The organism is Rhizobium chutanense (assembly GCF_002531935.1).
Taxonomy (GTDB): Bacteria; Pseudomonadota; Alphaproteobacteria; order Rhizobiales; family Rhizobiaceae; genus Rhizobium; species Rhizobium chutanense.
The window spans coordinates 436936-458418 of sequence record NZ_NWSV01000001.1; the positions used below are offsets into that span (position 1 = coordinate 436936).

Sequence of the window (21483 nt, forward strand, 5' to 3'; positions counted from 1 at the left end):
TGCTTGCCAAGACCCGCTGCCGCGAAATCGCCCGGCCGGGATGAAGATCGGGCGCTTGCGGCGGCTCGCAAAACTTGACGCTACCCTGGTTTCATGGTGAAGGTCTCGACCAACCTCCCCATTGATTTTCCGGAATTCGAATACCATGGCCACCGAACGTTATAATCCGCGCGACGCCGAGCCCCGCTGGCAGCAGAAATGGAACGAAGACAAGGTCTTCGAGACCGACAATTCAGATCCGCGCGAAAAATATTACGTCCTCGAAATGTTCCCCTATCCCTCGGGGCGCATCCATATGGGCCATGTCCGCAACTACGCCATGGGCGATGTCGTCGCCCGCTACAAGCGCGCTCGCGGCTACAACGTGCTGCATCCGATGGGCTGGGACGCCTTCGGCATGCCGGCGGAGAACGCCGCCATGGAGCGCGGCGTGCATCCCGCCTCCTGGACCTACCAGAACATCGGCTCGATGAAGGCGCAGCTGAAGGCCATGGGGCTTTCGCTGGACTGGAGCCGCGAGCTCGCCACCTGCGACGTCGAATATTACCAGCACCAGCAGCATCTCTTCCTGGATTTCCTGGAGAAGGGACTGGTCTACCGCAAGCAGTCGAAAGTCAACTGGGATCCCGTCGACAATACCGTGCTCGCCAACGAACAGGTGATCGACGGCCGCGGCTGGCGGTCCGGCGCCTTGGTCGAACAGCGTGAACTGACGCAATGGTTCTTCAAGATCACCGATTTCAGCCAGGATCTGCTCGACGCACTGGATACGCTCGACCAGTGGCCGGAAAAAGTGCGCCTGATGCAGAAGAACTGGATCGGCCGCTCCGAAGGCCTGACGATCCGCTGGGAGATCGTGCCGGAAACGGCGCCTGCGGGCGAAACCGAAGTCACGGTTTACACAACCCGGCCGGACACGCTCTTCGGCGCCTCTTTCCTGGCGATCTCAGCCGATCACCCGCTGGCAAAGGATGCTGCAGCGAAGAGCGTTGATATCGAAGCCTTCTGCGAGGAGTGCCGCCGTGCCGGCACCTCGCTGGCAGCGCTCGAGACCGCCGAAAAGAAGGGCATGGATACCGGCATCCGCGTCAGGCATCCGCTTGATCCCTCCTGGGAACTGCCCGTCTATATCGCCAATTTCGTGCTGATGGATTACGGCACGGGCGCAATCTTCGGCTGCCCCTCCGGCGATCAGCGCGACCTTGATTTCGCCCGGAAATACGATCTGCCGGTCGTCGCCGTCGTCATGCCGAGAGACGGGGATGCGGCAAGCTTTGCCGTTGGCGACACCGCCTATGACGGCGAGGGCGTGATGATCAATTCGCGCTTCCTCGACGGCAAGACGACGGAGGAGGCCTTCAACATCGTTGCCGACCGGCTGTCGGCCGCTTCGCTCGGCAATGCGCCGCAGGGCGAACGCAAGGTCAATTTTCGTCTGCGCGACTGGGGTATTTCCCGGCAGCGTTATTGGGGCTGCCCGATCCCGGTCATCCATTGCGACGATTGCGGCGTCGTGCCGGTGCCCAAGAAAGACCTGCCGGTCAAACTGCCCGATGACGTCACCTTCGACCAGCCCGGCAATCCGCTCGACCGTCATCCGACCTGGCGGCACGTCTCCTGCCCGAACTGCGGCAAGGACGCCCGCCGCGAGACGGATACGATGGACACCTTCGTCGATTCGAGCTGGTATTTCACCCGCTTCACCGCCCCCTGGGAGGGGAGGCCGACCGATCCTGAGGCGGCTAACCGTTGGCTGCCGGTCGATCAGTATATCGGCGGCATCGAGCATGCCATCCTGCATCTGCTCTATTCCCGCTTCTTCACCCGCGCCATGCGCGAGACCGGCCATGTCGCCGCCACCGAACCCTTCAAGGGTCTCTTCACCCAAGGCATGGTGGTCCATGAAACCTATAGCCGCAGCACCGGGGCCGGCCGCGAATGGGTAGCACCCGCCGATATCCGTATCGACGAGATCGACGGCAAACGTCGGGCCTTCCTGCTGTCGAGCAATGAGGAAGTTGCGATCGGCTCGATCGAGAAAATGTCGAAGTCGAAAAAGAACGTCGTCGATCCCGATGACATCATTGCCTCCTACGGTGCCGATACCGCCCGATTCTTCGTTCTGTCGGACTCACCGCCGGAGCGCGACGTCATCTGGTCCGAGGCCGGCGTCGAAGGCGCCCATCGCTTCACCCAGCGCCTGTGGCGTCTGATATCGGAGGCAGCTGACGCACTCGCTGCAGTAACGCCGGCGCCCGCCACCGACGGCGAGGCACTGTCGATCTCGCAGGCTGCCCACAAGACGCTGAAGGCCGTCCAGAACGACTATGACAAGCTCTGGTTCAACAAGGCCGTCGCCCGAATCTACGAACTGGTGAACGCACTGGCCGCGCCGATGACCAGGGTTGCGGCGGGCCAGGGGGATGTCACCTATCGCGCGGCCGTGCGTGATGCCGCCGAGATCCTGATCCAGCTGGTCGCGCCGATGACGCCGCATCTGGCGGAGGAATGCTGGACGGCACTCGGCAATCAAGGGCTGCTTGCCCGGACCGACTGGCCGCGATACCACGAAACGCTCGTCATCGAGAATGATGTCGTCCTGCCCGTCCAGATCAACGGCAAGAAACGCGCTGAATTGACAATTTCTCGCGATGCAGATCAGAATGCCGTCACCGACGCCGTGCTGGATCTGGATGCGGTGAAGAACGCGCTGAACGGACAGTCACCGAAGAAGATCATCGTGGTTCCCCAAAGGATTGTGAACATTGTCGTCTGATATCGCTTGCAAGCCGGCCCGCAATGCCGGCGTCGCCATGATCCTTGCTGCTGCGGCCTTTCTCTCTGCCTGCCAGGTCCGGCCGCTCTACTCGGAAAGCTCGGGTGTCGTTGAGAAGCTTTCCGCGGTCGGCTTTTCCGAGGCGAGCAGCCGGGTCGAACAGCAGGTGCGCAATCGCCTGATCTTCCTTGCTTCCCGCGGTGCGGGCGAAGCGGTAAATCCCCAATATCGGGTCGAGATGCACGCCACCTCGAGCGTTGCCAGCACACTGCTCCAGGAATCCGACGATACATCGAAAGCCGGCCGTGTCACCGTCAATGTCGCCTACACGCTGAGCGCCACGACCGACGGCCATGTCATCAAGGCTGGCAGCCGCCAGGTGACATCGCTGGTGGATTTCCCCGAACAGGAATTCGCCAAGCAAAGGGCGATCCGCGATGCGGAAAACCGTGCGGCGGATCAGGCGGCGGAATTCGTAGGAGCCGATATCGCCGCCGCCCTCAGCCGCTGAGGGCGGAGATGTGGCAGAGATAAAATCCCACGAATTCGAAACCTTCCTGCAGAAATCGGCTGGGAATTATCGGATCTTCGTCATTTACGGGCCTGACCGCGGCCTGGTGTCCGAACGTGCCGGTCTGCTTGCCGGCAAGACCGGTGTTGCCCTCGATGATCCCTTCTCGCTGACCAAACTCGATATCGGCGATCTGCAGAAGGATCCCGGACGATTGGTCGACGAAGCTCAGTCAATCGGACTGTTCGGCGGTGAGAAATTGATCTGGATCCGCGGCGCCGCCAATGAAAAATATCTTGTCGATCCCCTGGCGCTTCTCGCCGAAAAGCCGCTAGAAGCCGCCCATCTGATCGTGGAAGCCGGCGACTTGAAGAAGGGCTCGCTGCTTCGCAAGACGGCCGAGACCGCGCGATCGATCATGACGATCCCGTCTTACGCCGATGACAGCCGCGCCCTGAATGCCTTGATCGACACCGAGCTTGGCGCCGAAAAGCTCGGCATCACGCCGGCGGCGCGACAGGCGCTGGTCGCACTGATCGGCGGCGACCGCATCGCGTCTCGCAACGAGGTGCGGAAACTTGCCCTCTATTGTCGCGGCTTCCCGACAGTCGAAGAACATCACGTTACCGAAATAATCGGTGACGCCAGCGCGATCTCGGTCGACGATGCCGTTGACGCCATCCTGAGTGGCGATCTCAACGGCTTTCTGCACGCCATGCAGAAGATCAGCAGCTCAAAAACCGCGATCTTTCTCGTGCTGCAGGCATGCCTGAAGCAGTTTCAGCTTCTCGATACCATGCGCGCCGAAATGGAAGAAAAACGCCTGCAGGCGCCGCAAGTCATGCAGACGATGGGTCGCCATCTGCATTTCCGCCGCAAGCCAATCATCGAACAGGCCCTGCGGCATTGGACCGCGGAGAGCATCGCCCGTGAATCCAATCGTCTGCAGGCCGCGATTCTGCAAAGCCGGCGGCGGCAGGTGCTGGAAGACAGCGTTGCCATGCAGACGCTGCTCTCCACCACCCTTCAATCCGGTCGTAAATCCGCCTGATCAACCTACCGGGAGTGGGCGGGACGGTGTGAATCAGTTGGATAACACCGTTCTTATGCATAGAAGGGTGCACGCTTCCGGGCCAATGGCATGCGGAAAACAAAGAGCAAAGCGAGTGGTGCGAACAGGTTTGATGGGAGGCGCTGGAGCTAGCGTCTCTCCAGCAAGCGGCAAATTTCCTCGAGCTGCTCAAGCGATTTGTACGAAATTTTGATCTGGCCGCCGCTCGTCTTATGATTGATCGAAACATCCAGGCCGAGCGCATCGGAAAGTGTCCGCTCCAAAGCCAGGGTGTCGGAATCCTTCTGATCGCGCCGCAACGCCGGCTGCTGCTGCTCCGATTGCGCCTTGATATTGTTTTGCGCCAGCTTTTCCGCATCGCGAACCGACATGCCCTTGGCAACGATCGTACGGGCAAGGCTGGCCGGATCGGAGGTGGACACAAGCGCGCGGGCATGACCAGCCGACAGGCTGCCGGCCGCAAGCAAGTCGCGCACCGGATCGGGCAGCTTCAGCAGCCGCAGGGAGTTGGCGACATGGCTGCGGCTTTTGCCGATAATTTCGCCGAGGTCATTCTGTGTATAGCCATATTCGGCAATAAGCTGCTCATAACCCAGAGCTTCTTCAAGAGCATTGAGATCCGCCCGCTGGACGTTTTCGACGATGGCGATTTCCAACGCCGTCTTGTCATCGACGTCACGGATAATGACCGGAATCTCGATCAAGCCAGCCAGCTGGGCTGCCCGCCAGCGACGTTCGCCGGCAATGATTTCGTATCGATCCCGGTCCATCGTCCGCACGACGATCGGCTGCACGATCCCGTGCTGACGAATAGAACTTGCAAGATCGTGCAGCTCGGCGTCATCAAAGAAACGACGGGGATTGCGGGGGTTGCGGCTGACGAACTCGATCGGGATCATTCTGTCGGCACTGACAGTGCGCTCAGCTTCGACCGGCACAGGCTGATCCATTTCCCCAATCAGCGCCGCAAGGCCGCGGCCCAATCGCCTCTTCGATACATCGTCATTCATGATCTACACTCACCTACGCCCCTGATATAAAATTACGCGGCCAGCCTTTGGCGTTCCCTTTGGATGACCTCGGAGGCCAGCTGCAGATAGGCCTGGCTGCCCGCGCATTTCAAATCATAAAGAATAGCCGGCTTGCCATAGGAGGGTGCCTCGGAAACCCGGACATTGCGCGGAATTAACGTATGATAAACCTTTTCGCCAAGATGCGTGCGCACATCATTGACCACCTGCTGGGCAAGATTGTTGCGCGCATCGAACATCGTCAGCACGATGCCCTGAATGTCCAGCCGCGGATTAACCGTCCGACGAACCTGACTGACGGTCTCCAGCAGCTGGCTCAGCCCTTCCAAGGCGAAGAATTCACATTGCAGCGGCACCAACACCGAATGCGCTGCCGCCATGGCATTCATCGTCAACAGATTGAACGACGGCGGGCAATCCAGAAGAATATAGGAAAACGTCATTGCCTCAGGTGACGACAGCGCCTTGCGCAATTTGAACACCCGGTCGCTCTGTTGCGAAATCTCCATCTCGATGCCGAGCAGATCCATCGTCGAAGGAACGATGAAGAGATTGGGCACCGCTGTTTCGAGAGTGACGTCGCTGACGCTACGCTCTCCCACCATCAGATCGTAAGAGGAGAGTTTCCGATCACGACGATCGATGCCGAGGCCGGTGCTGGCATTGCCCTGCGGATCGAGATCGACGATCAAGACACGCTCACCGATAGCGGCAAGGGCCGTTGCCAAATTGATTGCGGTGGTGGTTTTACCAACGCCGCCCTTCTGATTTGCGATGGTGATTATCCGGTTTCGTTCGCCAGCCATTGCAGCAATATCCGATCTGTTAAACCAAGCGCCGGAGATTTGATATTTCCAAAATAACAGATTCCTGCTCGACGGCGCTCTTATGTTCTAACAGATCGAATTCCCACCGACCACGTGCTTTGTCGATTTCCCTCAGGTAATCCCGGCCTTTATGAAAAAAGCCACGACAATTTTCTTTGCCAAGCATCCAAGCGGCTGAATAGCCGATCAGTCCGTCGAGATCGGCCAGGGCTCGGGCGGAGATCGCGTCGCATCCGCCGATCTCGGCAGGTGCGTCTTCAATTCGAATGGCATGCACACTGCCGCGCGCGTTGGTCTCGCGTAGCGCTGTCCGCAGAAACGCTGCTTTTTTATGATTGCTCTCCACCAGGTGCACCCATCCATCTTGCAATTCGGCCAGATAGATCGCCGTGATCACCCCAGGGAAACCACCGCCACTTCCAAGATCGACCCAGGTAATCGGCTGCGGATGGATCTGAAAAATCTGGCTGCTATCGGCGATATGCCGGCGCCACAGATCGTCGAGCGTTGAGGGCGCCACCAGGTTGATCGTTTTGGCCCACTTCTGAAAGAGCGTTGCAAAGTGTTGGAGCCGATCCTGTGTTTCACGTGAAACACGTAAGCCGTTTAATTCCATTCTGAAAGACTCTCAATTCTCGTAATCAGGCGCTGTGACGTTCGGAAGAATTCACTCGACGCAGATGCACAAGCAGCAGCGCGATGGCTGCCGGCGTCATGCCCTCGACAATAGCAGCTTGGGCAATATTGAAGGGCCGCAGCACATTTAGTTTCGCCTTGAGCTCGTTCGACAGACCGGAGAGGGCGCCGTAGTTGAAATCGGCCGGAATCTGCCGTTCTTCGTCGCGCTGTTGATCGGCAATGGCGGACGCCTGTCTATCCAGGTAGACCGAATAACCTGCTTCGATTTCCAGTGCCTCTGCAACTTTCGGCGTGATCGTGGCAAGGGTTTCCGGCCAAACCTGCCGAAGTGCAACAAAATCATAATTTGGATAGGACAACAGATCATAGGCCGTTCGGCGCTGGCCATCCAGATTGATATTCAAGCCGGCGCGTCGCGCCTCGTTTGGCGTCACGGCCAGCGACGTCAACAGCGCGCGGCCGGCGTCGATCTCCGTCTGATAGGCGGTGAAGCGCCGGACCCGTTCGCCGCTGATGCAGCCCAGCCGCACCGCCAACGGCGTCAGGCGCATATCGGCGTTGTCAGCACGAAGAGTCAGACGATATTCGGCACGCGACGTAAACATTCGGTACGGCTCCGTAACGCCGCGCGATGTCAAATCGTCGATCATCACCCCGATATAGGAATTGGTGCGGCTAAAATGGAACGGGTCCGAATCGCTGCTTCGCAATGCAGCATTCAGTCCGGCCGCCAGGCCCTGGGCCGCCGCCTCTTCATAGCCGGTGGTGCCGTTGATCTGGCCGGCGAGGAATAGGCCTTTCAACCGCTTGACCTCCAGTGACGGTGTCAGCTCGCGCGGGTCGACATGGTCATATTCGATCGCATAACCCGGTTGGAGAATCCTTGCCTGTTCGAGCCCGGGGATCGTCTTGATAAACGCTGCTTGGACCTCCGCAGGCAGAGAGGTAGAGATCCCGTTCGGATAGACGGTGTTATCGTCGAGCCCCTCCGGTTCCAAGAAGACCTGGTGCCCGTCGCGCTCGCCAAACTTGACCAGCTTATCCTCGATCGATGGGCAATAACGCGGCCCGACCCCTTCGATCTGGCCGGAATACATGGCCGATCGCATGATGTTGTCGACAATGATTCGGTGCGTCGCTTCGGTCGTCCTGGTGACCCCACACTCGATCTGCGGGGTTGTGATTGCGTCGGTCATAAACGAGAAGGGAACGAGTTCTGCGTCGGCGCCCTGCCTACCCACGGATTGCCAGTCGATCGTCCTGCCATCCAGCCGCGCCGGCGTTCCGGTTTTCAAACGCCCGAGCTGCAGCCCGAGTCGGGCCAAGGTGGCAGACAATCCGAGCGAAGGGGCCTCGCCAACGCGGCCGGCCGGTGTCTTTTCCGAACCGATGTGGATGAGCCCGCGCAGGAAGGTGCCGGTGGTTAAAACCACCGCCGGCGCCCTCAAAGTCCGGCCGTCCTTCATCACAACGCCGGTGACCCGTCCATCGGCAATATCCAGATCAAACGCATCGCCCTCGACAATATCCAGGTCGGCTGTCGCTTCGATCGCCGCCAGCATGGCCAGGCGATAGAGTTTTCGGTCGGCCTGCGTCCGCGGACCACGGACCGCAGCGCCCTTTTTCTTGTTCAGCATCCGGAACTGAATGCCCGCGGCGTCGGCAACACGACCCATCAGTCCATCCATGGCATCGATCTCACGAACCAGATGACCTTTGCCGAGCCCACCGATCGCCGGATTGCAGGACATGACGCCGATCGTATCCCGCCTATGCGTCACCAGGGCGGTTTTCGCACCGAGGCGCGCAGCGGCATTGGCAGCTTCCGAACCCGCGTGGCCGCCGCCGATGACAATCACATCGTAGACATTATCCGTCATATCCAACTCCATTGAAGCAGAGGTTTCACGTGAAACCGGAGGCTCATGGTTTCACGTGAATCATTTGCCAATACAAAACTCCGAGAAGATCACACCGAGCAACTGCTCGACATCAAACCGCCCGGTAATCCTTCCCAAGAACTCGGCGGCTACGCGCAACTGCTCGGTTCGCAATTCGAGGTTCACATCTATTTGCGAAATCGCCGCGTCCAGCGCCAATAAACATTTCGCTAGCGAATCTTTATGCCGGTTGCGACTCGGGATCGCCATCGACAGACCGCCGAAACGTTCGGCGACAATAGTGCCGATCAACCGGCGCAATTCGGGCAATCCGTCACCCGTCGCCGTCGAAATCTGCAGATCATATTGATCCGAGATGATCTCGACGAGATCCTTCTTCGTGCCGACAGTAACATGCGGAGAAGCCTGGTCCAAGTCGTCGGGGACCACGGGATTTGCCATGTCGACCAGCAGCAGAACAAGGTCGGCATCTCGCAGCGCCACACGCGCGCGACGTACGCCTTCTATCTCGACCCGGTCATCTGCCTCGCGGAGGCCGGCCGTGTCGTAAAGTTTGATGAGATAACCGTCAATATCGAGATCGACCTGCAAAACATCGCGGGTGGTTCCAGCGATCTCCGTCACGATCGCCACGTCGCGACGGGTCAGGGCATTCAACAGGCTCGATTTCCCCGCATTCGGCGCCCCGGCGATGACAACCTTGAAACCATCCCTGATGATCTCGCCGGCCGAAGCCGCAGCCAAGTGTTCTTCGATTTCGCTGCGAAGCTTTCCCATATCGATCCAGACCATGTCCGACACCGAACCGGGAACGTCGTCCTCGTCGGGAAAATCAAGCTCCGCCTCGATCAGCGCCCGAGCCCGCGTCAATCGTTCCGCCCACGAATCGTAAATGGCGGAAAGCCCGCCGGCGCTCTGCTCGATCGCAAGACGCCGCTGCATCTCGGTTTCGGCGCCGATCAAATCCGCCAACCCTTCGACCTCGACGAGATCAAGCTTGCCGTTTTCAAAAGCCCGACGCGAGAACTCACCCTCGACCGCCATCCGCACACCTGGAACTTCGCCAAGCGCGTGAAACAGTGCCGCCAGCGCCGCCCGGCTGCCGTGAATCTGCAATTCGGCGACATCCTCGCCGGTAAACGAATTCGGCGCCGGAAAAAACAGCACCAGGCCATTGTCGATCGGCTGGTTGTTACGAGTCCGAATCGTTCTGTAGGAAGCGAGGCGGTCTGCCGGCACCGATCCGACAAGCCTGATCAGCAGATCCCGGGTCAACGGGCCGCTGATGCGAACGATCGAGACGCCCGAGGGCGGCGAGCCGCTCGACAGCGCAAATATGGTATCAGTCAACATGGCCATATCGACAGGTCCGTGGTCGGGATCCGAATCAATCCCTCTCAAATAGAAAAAGCTGGCGACATCGTGACGATGTCGCCAGCTGGCATTAACGCATGCCGCCCGCATAGGGGCAGATTCCGGAAGAATCCGGCTAAGGATTAGGTGTTCATCGAGTCGAAGAAGTCGGAATTGTTCTTCGTCTGCTTGAGCTTGTCGATCAGGAATTCGATCGCATCCGTCGTGCCCATCGGTGCCAGGATGCGGCGCAGCACGAAAATCTTCTGCAGATCCTGGCGTGGAACAAGCAGGTCTTCCTTGCGGGTGCCGGACTTCAGGATGTCCATTGCCGGGAAGATGCGCTTGTCGGCGACCTTGCGGTCGAGAACGATTTCCGAGTTGCCGGTACCTTTGAACTCTTCGAAGATGACTTCGTCCATGCGGCTGCCGGTATCGATCAGCGCCGTGGCGATGATCGTCAGTGAGCCGCCTTCCTCGATATTACGCGCGGCGCCGAAGAAGCGCTTCGGCCGCTGCAGGGCATTGGCATCGACACCGCCCGTCAGGACCTTGCCGGAAGAGGGAACGACGGTGTTGTAGGCGCGGCCGAGGCGAGTGATCGAATCGAGCAGGATGACGACATCGCGCCCATGCTCGACCAGGCGTTTCGCCTTTTCGATGACCATTTCCGCCACCTGGACGTGGCGCACCGCCGGCTCGTCGAAGGTCGACGAGATGACTTCGCCCCGCACGGAGCGCTGCATGTCGGTCACTTCTTCAGGGCGTTCGTCGATCAGCAGGACGATGAGATAGCATTCCGGATGGTTTGCCGTGATCGAATGCGCGATATTCTGCAGCAGCACGGTCTTACCGGTACGCGGCGGTGCGACGATCAATCCTCGCTGGCCCTTGCCGAGCGGCGCCACCAGATCGATCACCCGCGGCGACAGATCCTTGGAGGTGGGAATATCGAGTTCCATCTTGAAACGCTCGTTCGGATAGAGCGGCGTCAGATTGTCGAAGTGAACCTTATGACGGATCTTTTCCGGATCGTCGAAATTGATGGTGTTGACCTTGAGCAGCGCAAAATAACGCTCGCCTTCCTTCGGTCCGCGGATCGGTCCCTCGACCGTGTCGCCGGTCTTCAGAGAGAAACGGCGAATCTGCGACGGGGAGATATAAATATCGTCGGGACCCGGCAGATAATTTGCGTTGGCGGAGCGCAGGAAGCCAAATCCGTCCTGCAGCACCTCGACGACGCCTTCGCCGATAATCTCGACATCCTGGCTGGCGAGCATCTTGAGGATGGCAAACATCAGCTCCTGCTTGCGCATCGTGCTGGCATTCTCGACCTCGAGCGATTCGGCGAAAGCCAGAAGATCCGTCGGGGATTTGCTCTTAAGTTCCTGAAGCTTCATTTCAGCCATGAAGTGACCAATACTCTTTTTCAATTTCGAAGGGGAAAGGCGATGTTGGGTCGTATTCGGTACTGCGAAGGGCTCGCAGACGACTGAACTCTACACACATGCCACGTAGATGAGATGCGCGGAAAATAGCGACTCGTGATCGCGCCCGCAAGAGGGCTGCTTAAAATGAAGCAAATTTAACCTGAGGGCGATTTTGCCTCAGAACGGCTTCACCACGACGAGGATCACGATGAGGATCATCAGCAATGTCGGCGCCTCGTTCATGAACCGCCAATACCGTGCGGAACGGCGATTTTCATCCCGCTCGAAGGCGCTGACGGCACGGCGGAAAAACAGATGAACGCCCGTCAACAGCACGACGAGACCGATCTTCGCATGCAGCCAGCCGCCCTGGAATCCATAGACCGACCAGGCAAGATAGAGACCGAAAATCCAGGTCAGCATCATTGCCGGCGTCATGATGATTCGAAGCAGCCGACGCTCCATCACCTTGAACGTTTCCGATTGCACCGACCCCGGTTCGGCATCGGTATGGTAGATGAACAGCCGCGGCATGTAGAACAACCCGGCCATCCAGGAAATGACCGCAATGATGTGCAGCGCCTTGATCCAGAGATAGAGATTGTCAGGGTTCCAGGCAAAAAGCCCGACCGCCATCAGCGTGAAGAAGGCCAGGGCCAAATGGGCTCGACGCCGGGCGTAGGCGCCGGGTCTCCGGTCCGTCTGCCGTTCCATCGTCACGCCCCGTCTCGCATCTGCCCTCGCACGCGCTCGACCAGCAGGCGCACATGTTCGGGATCGGCCTGCGGCGTGATGCCGTGACCGAGATTGAAGATCAGCGGCCCATGGCCGAGATGCTGCAGAATATCGTCGATACCCTCCTCCAGCGCCCGGCCGCCGGCAACGACGCGCATCGGATCGAGATTGCCTTGGACCGGACCATCCTTCTGAAGCTCCACGGCGAAAGCCAGCGGCACCGACCAGTCGAGACCGATCGCATCCGCGCCGGTCTTCTGGCGGTAGGATTTCAGCTGGTAACCGGCGCCCTTGGCAAAGGCGATGATGCGCGCCTGCGGCCGCCGCGATTTGACCGAAGCGATCATTCGCGCCACCGGTTTGATGGCGAACGCCTCGAATTCCTTCTCGCCGAGAACCCCGGCCCAGGAATCGAAAATCTGCACGGCATCGGCGCCGGCATCGATCTGCGCGACGAGATAATCGGCCGAGACGTCGGCCAGCAGCATCAGGAGATGCTCGAAGGCCTGGGGATACTTGTAGGCGAAGAGGCGCGCAGGCGCCTGGTCCGGCGTGCCATGACCGGCAATCATATAGGTCGCAACCGTCCAGGGCGCGCCACAGAAGCCGAGCAGCGTCGTTTCACCAGGCAACGCCTCACGCAATCGCCGCACCGTCTCCATAACCGGCCTGAGATAATCGATAACCTCTTCGCCATTCAACCTGCCGATGCCGGCTTCATCGATTGGATCCATCTCAGGACCGTGGCCCTCGGTAAACCGAACATTGCGTTTCAACGCGTCGGGGATGACCAGGATATCGGAAAACAGAATGGCCGCATCGAAGCCGTAGCGGCGGATCGGCTGCAATGTCACTTCGACGGCATGATCGGGCGTGTAGCAGAGATCGAGGAAACTTCCGGCCTTGGCCCGCGTCTCCCGATATTCCGGGAGGTAGCGTCCCGCCTGTCTCATCAGCCAGAGAGGAGGAGGGGAGAGGCTTTCGCCATCCAGAACCCTCATGATCTTTCGGCGCGTTTCGCTCAAGCGCTTCTTCCCTATAAAAAATCAAAGATATTTTAAAAGGTTTCTATTTCTTAGAGTCGGTGTCTATCAAGGATTAAAATCCATCCACCGCCGATGCCATTTGTCGCGTGCCGACAAGAAACATCGCAGCGATTTTCCCAGTTCCGCCGAAACTCCGGGGAGAAGCTGAATCTGAAAATGATTCCAAATCCTTCCGGGCAGCCGATTTTTGCCGGTGCTTGTGGATAAGCTGTGGACCTGCTCCGGCAAACTCTACCTGTTCCCCGTCATCCACAGCGCCCGCTGAAACCGATCTGGAAAATTCGAATTGTGGATAAGGCGGCATGTTTTCCCTTGCCCGAGACCGCCTCGCCGCCGTAGCTCTGTTTCATCCAGTCTTTTCAACAGGCAGCGGAAAATAGCGTGGAGAACAGAACGAACTTCTTTCATCTGCATCTGATTTCTGACTCAACCGGAGAGACTCTGATCTCTGCCGGCCGCGCCGCATCGGCACAGTTCCGATCGGCCCAGCCGATCGAACATGTCTATCCGCTGATCCGCAACCGCAAACAGCTGCTGCCGGTTCTGCAGGCGATCGACGATGCACCGGGCATCGTGCTCTATACGATCGTCGACCGGGAGCTTGCGAGCCTGATCGACGAGCGCTGCGTCGAGATGGGCGTGGCCTCGGTGAATGTGCTGGAGCCGGTCATGAATGCCTTCCAGATCTATCTCGGCGCCCCGTCGCGCCGCCGGGTCGGCGCCCAGCATGTAATGAATGCCGGCTATTTCGCGCGGATCGAAGCGCTGAATTTCACCATGGATCACGACGACGGTCAGATGCCGGACGATTACAATGATGCCGATGTCGTCATCATCGGCATCAGCCGCACGTCGAAAACACCGACCAGCATCTACCTCGCCAACCGCGGCATCAAGACGGCAAACATTCCGATCGTCTATGGCGTGCCGTTGCCGGAGAGCCTGTTCATCGCGACGAAACCGTTGATCGTCTGCCTGATCGCCACCACCGATCGCATTTCCCAGGTGCGGGAAAACCGGGTGCTCGGGGCGACGCAGGGTTTTGATCGCGAACATTATACCGACCGCGCCGCGATCTCCGAGGAGCTGAAATATGCCCGCTCGCTTTGCGCCCGCCACAACTGGCCGCTGATCGACGTTACCCGCCGCTCAATCGAGGAAACCGCCGCGGCCATCGTTGCCCTGCGCCCGAAGCTGCGCTAAGCGCTGACCGAACCGGCACCCCGAGGAATTCATGATACCCAAACTCATCCTTGCATCATCGAGCCCCTTTCGGCGGATGCTGATGGAAAATGCCGGCCTATCCTTCGAGGCGCATGCCGCCAACATCGATGAAAGAGCGGTCGAAGCCCCATTGGAAAAAGCCGGGGCAACGCCGGATGCCGTCGCTCTCGTCCTCGCCAAGGCCAAGGCCGAGGAGGTCAGCAGCCGTTTTCCGGACAGCCTGGTGATCGGTTCGGATCAGACGATGTCGCTTGGCGACCGCGTCTTCCACAAGCCGAAGGACATGGCCGATGCGGCGAGCCACCTGCAAGCCCTTTCGGGAACGACCCACCGGTTGAACAGCGCCGTCGCGATCGTCAGCAATGGCGTGGTTCTGTGGCAGCATCTCGCCCATGCCGAGCTGACGATGCGGCCGCTGACGGCGGAGTTCATCGCCAGGCATCTGGCGCGCGTCGGCGACAGGGCGCTTTCCAGCGTCGGCGCCTATCAGTTGGAGGGGGAGGGCATTCAGCTTTTCGAGAAAATCGAAGGTGACTATTTCACCATTCTCGGCCTGCCGATGCTGCCGCTCCTAAAAAAATTGCGAGATCTCGGAGCGATCGATGGGTGATTCACGTGAAACATTCGGGCCGAAGGCGTTTGTCACGGGCTATCCGATCAAGCATTCGCGCTCGCCGTTGATCCATGGATATTGGTTGAAGACGCTTGGCCTGCCGGGCAGCTACCGCGCCCATGAAGTCGCACCCGAAGCCTTTGCCGATTTCATTGCCGCGCTGAAAGACGGCAGCTCCGGCTTCGTCGGCGGCAATGTCACCATTCCCCACAAGGAACTCGCCTTCAGGCTGGCCGATCAGCCGGATGCATTGTCGCACGAACTCGGCGCTTCGAACACGCTCTGGCTCGAGGATGGCGTCCTGCATGCGACGAACACCGACGGTCGCGGCTTCGTTGCCAATCTCGACGAACGCCATCCGGGCTGGGACCGGCATGAGACGGCGGTCGTCTTCGGCGCCGGCGGTGCCAGCCGGGCGATTATCCAGGCGGTCCGCGATCGCGGTTTCAGACAGATCCACGTCGTCAATCGCACCGTCGAACGGGCGCGTGAACTGGCGGATCGCTTTGGCCCGAAAGTTCAGGCCCACCCGGCCGGCGCACTGGCCGAAGTCATGAAAGGCGCCGGTCTCTTCATCAATACGACCTCGCTCGGCATGGACGGCGAGGCCGCACCCCATCTCGATTTCACGCCGCTTGCAGCCGACGCCGTCGTCACCGATATCGTCTATGTCCCCCTGAAGACGCCGATCCTGGCGCAGGCGGAAGAGCAGGGATTTCCGATTGTCGATGGTCTCGGCATGCTTCTGCATCAGGCCGTGCCGGGCTTCGAGAAATGGTTCGGCCGGCGTCCGGTCGTCGACGCGGCACTGCGCGGGCTGATCATCGCCGATATGGAAGCGCACTGATGCTGACGATCGGCCTGACCGGCTCCATCGCCATGGGAAAATCGACGGCGGCAAAGCTCTTCGCCGAGGCCGGAATCCCGTTGAACGATTCCGATGCCGTGGTCCATGATCTCTATACCGGCGAAGCCGCACCCCTGGTGGATGCCGCGTTTCCCGGCACGATGAAGGACGGAGCGGTCGACCGGCATGAACTCGGCCGCCAGCTTGCCCTCGATCCGGACGGCTTCAAACGACTGGAAGCGATCGTCCATCCGCTGGTTCGCAAACGCGAGGCGGAATTTCTGGCGCGACAGCGCGCCGCCGGCGCCGAGATGGTATTGCTCGATATTCCCTTGCTCTTCGAGACCGGGGCTGAAGAAAGAGTGGATGTCATCGTCGTCGTCAGCGCCGATCCACAGATTCAGCGCCAGAGGGTGCTTGCGCGGCCAGGCATGACCGAGGAAAAATTCGAGATGATTCTCGCCCGTCAGACACCGGACGCCGAAAAGCGCCGCCGCGCCGATTATCTGATCGATACCAGCCAGAAGATCGCGGTCACGAAAAAACGGGTGCTCGCGATCGTCGCCGACCTGAAAATGCGGATTGCCAAGGGAGATTTCCGGAATGCGTGAGATCATCTTCGATACGGAAACCACCGGCCTCGACAACCGCGCCGACCGCATCATCGAAATCGGCGGCATCGAGCTGTTCAATCATTTTCCGACCGGCAACGTGATCCATATCTTCATCAATCCCGGAGATCAGAAGGTTCATCCCGATGCGCTCGCGGTGCACGGCATCACCGACGAGTTCCTGAAGGACAAGAAGCCTTTCGCGGAGGTCGCCGAAGAAATCCTTGCTTTCTTCGGCGATGCCAAGTGGATCGCCCACAACGCCACCTTCGATATGGGCTTCATCAACGCCGAATTGGCGCGCATCGGTCTGCCGCCGATCCTGCCGGAAAGGGTGGTCGATACCCTGTCGATGGCACGGCGCAAACATCCGATGGGGCCGAATTCGCTCGACGCTCTCTGCCGGCGTTACGGCATCGACAATTCGCACCGCACCAAACACGGCGCACTGCTCGACTCCGAATTGCTTGCCGAAGTCTATATCGAGATGATCGGTGGCAGGCAGGCAGCCTTCGGCCTGAGCACCGCCACGTCAGGCCAGAACGGTCGCGGCGATGCGGCCGAGGAAGACGATGTGGTGATTGCATCCGTGCTCGAGCGGCCTCGCCCGCTTGCCCCGCGCCTCAGCCAGTCGGAGGCGCAGGCGCATGAAGCGCTCGTCGCCAAGCTCGGAGAAAAAGGCATCTGGGCCAAATACGGCAGCCCTGCTGCACAATAGAAAATGCCCGGGACCAGCCCGGGCATCCGTATCTCGAAACCCAAAAATTGGATCAGTTCGGAACGGCCTCGACCTTGGCGCGGGCCTGTTCTTCGGCAACGCGCTGGGCGAACATCTGCGTGAAGTCGATCGGATCGATCATCAGCGGCGGGAAACCGCCGTTGCGGGTGACGTCGGCGATGATCTGACGCGCGAAGGGGAAGAGCATGCGCGGGCACTCGATAAAGAGAACCGGCAGCATGTGTTCCTGCGGGAAGCCGGCAACGCGGAAGACACCGCCATAGACGAGCTCGGTATGGAAGACCGTTTTGTCGCCATCCTTGGCTTCGGCATTCAGCGACAGCACGACATCGAAATCCGTATCCGAAAGCGGGTTGGCGTTGACATTCACATTGATGTTGATCGTCGGCGCCTTGTCGCGGGCCTGCAGCGAGCGCGGCGCACCCGGATTTTCGAAGGAGAGGTCCTTGGTATATTGCGCAAGGATCGAAAGGGTGGGGCTGGTCGCACCGTTGCTGTTGTTTTCGTCTGCCATTGGCTTTTCCTCGAGGGGCATGGGAATGGTGCCGCCATCTAACATTTCAGGGAAGGGCTTACAACCCTGGGCGCTTGGCACGGCTGATCGGTCGAAGCGCCTCAATCGCCGAGATGTTTGCCCGACCACGGCGAGTTGCGATCCGGCTCCCTATGATAGTCCTCATCGTCGAGATCGACCACCTTCGAGTTTGGCTTGCGGTCGCGGAAATCGGATTGCCCGGCGGAAAATCCGCTCTTGGCATTGACGACGACAAAGCGTTTGGCGACCGCCTGCCAGACGAGATCGCGCACCGGCGGAATGAGAATGAGGATGGCGATGATATCGGTGAGGAAGCCGGGAATGATCAGCAGCAGCGAGGCGATGACGTTCATCGCAGGCCGCAACAGGTCGCGGCCCGGCATCACCCCGTTTCGTCCTTCGCTCGACATGCGGCGCAAAATACCGATGCCCTGCCGGCGCAGCAGAACCACACCCAGAACGAAGCCCAGCATGACAAGCGCCAGCGTCAGCCACAATCCGATGGCCCGGCCGACGACGACGAAACCGGCAATTTCGGCGAGTGGCAACAGCAGAACGAAAGCCGGCAGGATCGAAAAACGCATGGTCTGATGTCCCGGGCTTGCCGGTCTCCTCTTGGAGGCTGGCGAAGATGCCAGCCATCATTTGAATCATCTGTATAGGCAGACTATATGGGAGTACAAATCAGAGATGTTAACGGCGGCTGCGATACGATATGAGTTCGAACGACTTCATCACTTTATTCTTCCTGGTGGCGGCTGTGCTGATTTTCTTTCAGCTGCGCTCCGTGCTCGGACGCCGCACAGGAAATGAGAAGCCGCCGCGCGATCTCTATACGCCGCGGGATGCGGCTCCGGCCGAAGCTGCCGATGGCGGCAAGGTGGTGACGCTGCCGCGCCGCGACGCGACGACGGAAGACGAAGATCGTTTCGCCGCCATCGATGCCTTCGCCGCCCCGGGAACGCCGCTCAACGAATCGCTGCGGGCGCTGAACAAGGCTGATCCCGCCTTCAGCCCGAAGGAGTTTTTGAACGGCGCCCGCATGGCTTACGAGATGATCGTCATGGCCTATGCCGATGGCGACCGGAAAACGCTGAAGAACCTTCTGTCCCGCGAAGTCTATGACGGCTTCGATGCGGCGATCGGCGAGCGCGAAAGTCGGGGTGATAAGGTAAAGTCCACCTTCGTCGGTATCGACAAGGCCGAAATCACCCATGCAGAGACGAAGGGCAGCGAAGCGCAGATCACCGTTCGCATCATCAGCCAGCTGATATCGGCCACCTACGACAAAGCGGATGTGCTGATCGAAGGTGACGCCGAAAACGTCGCCGAGGTCAACGATCTCTGGACCTTCGCCCGCGACACCCGCTCGCGCGATCCGAACTGGAAACTGGTGGCGACCGAATCGGAACATGAGTGACCACGCAGCGGACTTCGTCCTGCAGGCCATAAGCTTCGACGATCTGGAAGGCTGGAAGGATGACGATCCCTCCGGCCTTTTTGAAGTCATGCGCCACTGCCGGCGGCAGATCACCGATGTCAAACCCTACCGCACCGGATCGCTTGGCCTGAGCGCGGACGATCTGCTGCCGCTTCTTGCGGCCGCCAAAGATTTCGCGCCGTCATCTCCGGCCTCGGCGCGCGCCTTTTTCGAGACGCATTGTCGGCCCTTCCTGATCCGCCGTAGGGATGGCAAATCCGGCTTCGTCACCGCTTTCTACGAACCGGAGATCGAGGTGTCGGAGCAGCCGGATGAAACCTTCCGTTTCCCCTTCTACCGTCGCCCGGACGATCTGATCGATCTCGACGACGGCAATCGCCCCGCCGAGCTCGACGGGTCCTATGCTTTCGGGCGCCAACATGATGGCCGCGTCGACGCCTATCCGGATCGCCGCGCCATCGACCAGGGTTTCCTCGAAGGCCGCGGCCTCGAAATCGCCTGGGCGAAGTCGAAGGTCGATGTCTTTTTCGTGCATGTGCAAGGTGCGGCCCGCCTGCGTTACAGTGATGGCCGCATCGGCCGCATCACCTATGCGGCGAAGGCCGGTCATCCCTTTTCGGCAGTGGGCAAGCTGCTGATCGACCGGGGCGAGATCGATCTCGCCGACATCTCGATGCAGACGATCCGTGCCTGGCTGGCGCGTAATCCCGAGCGGGTCGACGAGATACTGTGGCATAACCGCTCTTATATTTTCTTCCGGGAAACGCCCTCGCAGGCTAGCAGCCTGCGAACCGCCGATCTTCAAGACGGTCCGATCGCGGCCGCCAAGGTGCCGCTTCTCGCCGGCCGTTCCCTTGCAGTCGACCGGATGATCCATACGTTCGGCTTTCCCTTTTTCATCCGCGCCGAAAGCCTTACCCATCTCGATCATGGCCGGCCCTTTCGCCGGCTGATGCTGGCGCTCGATACCGGCTCGGCCATCGTCGGGCCGGCGCGCGGCGATATCTTCACCGGCTCGGGGGATATGGCCGGAGAAAGTGCCGGCACCGTCCGCAACGACGCCGATTTCGTCCTTCTCATTCCCAAGGCCGCTGCCGGAAGATTCGACTGATGGCCCGGGATCGCAAACTCAGTGCGGATGAGAGGATCCTCTGGGGCAAGGTTGCCCGCAGCACGCGGCCGATGCCCGGCAAGGCGGGTGAGCTGAGCGAACTCGACGCTTTTCTCGCCGAAGCGGCGGCCGAGCAGGAGAGAGCCGAAAAGCTGGCACCGCCATTACCTGTGCCGCTGCCGCCGGCAGCACCCCCGACGGCGAAACCATCCGCCGGGGTGCACCATCCGCTGGAAAAGCCGGTCAAGCGCAAGATCGCCAAGGGCCGGCTGGCGCTCGAAGCGCGGATCGACCTGCACGGGCTGGTGCAGAGCGAGGCTCACGCCATCCTTCTCGATTTCCTGATCCGCGCCCATGAGCGCGGCATGCGCCATGTCTTAGTCATCACCGGCAAGGGCAGCTCGATGGGCAGCGACGGCGCGCTGAAGCGGGCCGTGCCGCTCTGGTTCTCGAAGCCGGAATTCCGTTACCTGATCTCGTCTTATGAATCGGCCGCCCAGCATCACGGCGGCGAGGGCGCTCTCTACATCCGCCTGTCGCGGCGGCCAGGGGACAGACCATGACTCCCTTCGGAGAGGCGGTTCGCCGGCTGAGAGCGCGCAAAGGTGTGTCGCAGAAGGAGATGGCGGAAGCCCTGAACGTCTCTCCCGCCTATCTCTCGGCGCTCGAACATGGCAAGCGCGGCCTGCCGACATTCGATCTGCTGCAGCGCATCGCCGGCTATTTCAACATCATCTGGGACGAGGCCGAGGAACTGTTCCTGCTCGCCCGCTCTTCCGACCCGCGCGTGGTCATCGATACGTCAGGCCTGCCGCCGGAATATACCGAATTTGCCAATCGGCTGGCGCGCCGGATCCGCAACCTTGACAGCGCCGAGATCGGCCGGTTATCCGCTCTTCTCGAAAATGACGGCAAAGGCGACGGAAAAGCGTCATAATCCCCTGTTTTATGGCTTGTTCAGGGGACTTGCCATTGGGAACCGGGTGCAAAAAACCTATATACGAGAGTGAAGAAAGCCGGTGATTCGCAAGGCGCGCCGCA

Annotated in this window: 22 protein-coding genes; 12 read left to right on the forward strand and 10 right to left on the reverse strand. The window is 59.9% G+C overall.

Annotation, left to right across the window (positions count from 1 at the left end):
* Positions 1–145: 145 nt before the first annotated feature.
* The 3 genes from leuS to holA are packed head-to-tail and all read left to right on the forward strand — an operon-like array spanning position 146 to position 4338.
* Positions 146–2776: a leucine--tRNA ligase gene (leuS, locus tag CO666_RS02085; protein ID WP_097610571.1), complete on the forward strand. Its 2631-nt coding sequence runs from the start codon at positions 146–148 to the stop codon at positions 2774–2776.
* Positions 2766–3287: an LPS assembly lipoprotein LptE gene (locus CO666_RS02090; RefSeq protein ID WP_097610482.1), complete on the forward strand. Its 522-nt coding sequence runs from the start codon at positions 2766–2768 to the stop codon at positions 3285–3287. Before leuS ends, CO666_RS02090 begins: the two co-directional genes overlap by 11 nt.
* A 10-nt stretch (positions 3288–3297) precedes the next feature.
* Positions 3298–4338, forward strand: coding sequence for a DNA polymerase III subunit delta (gene holA / locus CO666_RS02095; protein WP_097610483.1), 1041 nt, complete (start codon positions 3298–3300; stop codon positions 4336–4338).
* 149 nt (positions 4339–4487) lie between these two features.
* On the opposite strand, the gene CO666_RS02100 is transcribed toward holA, so the two are convergent.
* The 8 genes from CO666_RS02100 to hemE all read right to left on the reverse strand — a co-directional run bounded on the left by CO666_RS02100 (position 4488) and on the right by hemE (position 13300).
* Positions 4488–5369 (reverse strand): ParB/RepB/Spo0J family partition protein, encoded by an 882-nt coding sequence (locus CO666_RS02100; protein WP_097610484.1) that lies wholly within the window; start codon positions 5367–5369, stop codon positions 4488–4490.
* Positions 5370–5401: 32 nt separating this feature from the next.
* Positions 5402–6196: a ParA family protein gene (locus CO666_RS02105; protein ID WP_097610485.1), complete on the reverse strand. Its 795-nt coding sequence runs from the start codon at positions 6194–6196 to the stop codon at positions 5402–5404.
* A 19-nt stretch (positions 6197–6215) separates the two neighbouring features.
* Positions 6216–6833, reverse strand: coding sequence for a 16S rRNA (guanine(527)-N(7))-methyltransferase RsmG (gene rsmG / locus CO666_RS02110; protein WP_097610486.1), 618 nt, complete (start codon positions 6831–6833; stop codon positions 6216–6218).
* A 25-nt stretch (positions 6834–6858) separates the two neighbouring features.
* Positions 6859–8736, reverse strand: coding sequence for a tRNA uridine-5-carboxymethylaminomethyl(34) synthesis enzyme MnmG (gene mnmG, locus CO666_RS02115; RefSeq protein ID WP_097610572.1), 1878 nt, complete (start codon positions 8734–8736; stop codon positions 6859–6861).
* 60 nt (positions 8737–8796) lie between these two features.
* Positions 8797–10116, reverse strand: a complete 1320-nt coding sequence (mnmE, locus tag CO666_RS02120) for a tRNA uridine-5-carboxymethylaminomethyl(34) synthesis GTPase MnmE (protein ID WP_097610487.1) — start codon at positions 10114–10116, stop codon at positions 8797–8799.
* A gap of 137 nt (positions 10117–10253) precedes the next feature.
* A complete protein-coding gene (gene rho, locus CO666_RS02125; RefSeq protein ID WP_003571435.1) occupies positions 10254–11519 on the reverse strand; it encodes a transcription termination factor Rho in 1266 nt (421 codons plus the stop codon).
* Between the two features lie 198 nt (positions 11520–11717).
* Positions 11718–12254, reverse strand: a complete 537-nt coding sequence (gene hemJ / locus CO666_RS02130; RefSeq protein ID WP_097610488.1) for a protoporphyrinogen oxidase HemJ — start codon at positions 12252–12254, stop codon at positions 11718–11720.
* Positions 12255–12256: 2 nt separating this feature from the next.
* Positions 12257–13300, reverse strand: coding sequence for a uroporphyrinogen decarboxylase (hemE, locus tag CO666_RS02135; protein WP_097610489.1), 1044 nt, complete (start codon positions 13298–13300; stop codon positions 12257–12259).
* 402 nt (positions 13301–13702) lie between these two features.
* On the opposite strand from hemE, the gene CO666_RS02140 reads away from it, so the two are divergent.
* The 5 genes from CO666_RS02140 to dnaQ are packed head-to-tail and all read left to right on the forward strand — an operon-like array spanning position 13703 to position 17334.
* Entirely contained in the window at positions 13703–14524 is an 822-nt protein-coding gene (locus CO666_RS02140) for a pyruvate, water dikinase regulatory protein (RefSeq protein WP_097610490.1), read from the forward strand.
* Between the two features lie 31 nt (positions 14525–14555).
* A complete protein-coding gene (locus CO666_RS02145) occupies positions 14556–15155 on the forward strand; it encodes a Maf-like protein (protein WP_097610491.1) in 600 nt (199 codons plus the stop codon).
* Entirely contained in the window at positions 15148–16005 is an 858-nt protein-coding gene (locus tag CO666_RS02150; RefSeq protein WP_097610492.1) for a shikimate dehydrogenase, read from the forward strand. Before CO666_RS02145 ends, CO666_RS02150 begins: the two co-directional genes overlap by 8 nt.
* Positions 16005–16616 carry a dephospho-CoA kinase gene (gene coaE, locus CO666_RS02155; RefSeq protein WP_097610493.1) on the forward strand — a complete coding sequence of 204 codons (612 nt, stop codon included), beginning with the start codon at positions 16005–16007 and terminating at the stop codon, positions 16614–16616. Before CO666_RS02150 ends, coaE begins: the two co-directional genes overlap by 1 nt.
* On the forward strand, positions 16609–17334 hold the full coding sequence (gene dnaQ, locus CO666_RS02160; protein WP_097610494.1) for a DNA polymerase III subunit epsilon: 726 nt from the start codon (positions 16609–16611) through the stop codon (positions 17332–17334). The genes coaE and dnaQ overlap by 8 nt, the downstream gene beginning before the upstream one ends.
* Before the next feature lie 52 nt (positions 17335–17386).
* On the opposite strand, the gene secB is transcribed toward dnaQ, so the two are convergent.
* Together secB and CO666_RS02170 are read right to left on the reverse strand one after the other, a co-directional pair.
* Entirely contained in the window at positions 17387–17869 is a 483-nt protein-coding gene (gene secB, locus CO666_RS02165; protein ID WP_085735361.1) for a protein-export chaperone SecB, read from the reverse strand.
* 101 nt (positions 17870–17970) lie between these two features.
* Positions 17971–18474 (reverse strand): FxsA family protein, encoded by a 504-nt coding sequence (locus CO666_RS02170; protein ID WP_097610495.1) that lies wholly within the window; start codon positions 18472–18474, stop codon positions 17971–17973.
* A gap of 131 nt (positions 18475–18605) precedes the next feature.
* On the opposite strand from CO666_RS02170, the gene CO666_RS02175 reads away from it, so the two are divergent.
* The 4 genes from CO666_RS02175 to CO666_RS02190 are packed head-to-tail and all read left to right on the forward strand — an operon-like array spanning position 18606 to position 21379.
* On the forward strand, positions 18606–19310 hold the full coding sequence (locus CO666_RS02175; protein WP_097610496.1) for a Tim44/TimA family putative adaptor protein: 705 nt from the start codon (positions 18606–18608) through the stop codon (positions 19308–19310).
* Positions 19303–20442 carry a murein transglycosylase A gene (mltA, locus tag CO666_RS02180; RefSeq protein ID WP_097610497.1) on the forward strand — a complete coding sequence of 380 codons (1140 nt, stop codon included), beginning with the start codon at positions 19303–19305 and terminating at the stop codon, positions 20440–20442. Before CO666_RS02175 ends, mltA begins: the two co-directional genes overlap by 8 nt.
* The gene (locus CO666_RS02185) at positions 20442–21005 is read left to right on the forward strand and encodes a Smr/MutS family protein (protein WP_097610498.1); all 564 of its coding nucleotides are present in this window, start codon (positions 20442–20444) and stop codon (positions 21003–21005) included. The genes mltA and CO666_RS02185 overlap by 1 nt, the downstream gene beginning before the upstream one ends.
* On the forward strand, positions 21002–21379 hold the full coding sequence (locus CO666_RS02190; protein WP_007632096.1) for a helix-turn-helix domain-containing protein: 378 nt from the start codon (positions 21002–21004) through the stop codon (positions 21377–21379). Before CO666_RS02185 ends, CO666_RS02190 begins: the two co-directional genes overlap by 4 nt.
* Positions 21380–21483 lie beyond the last annotated feature (104 nt).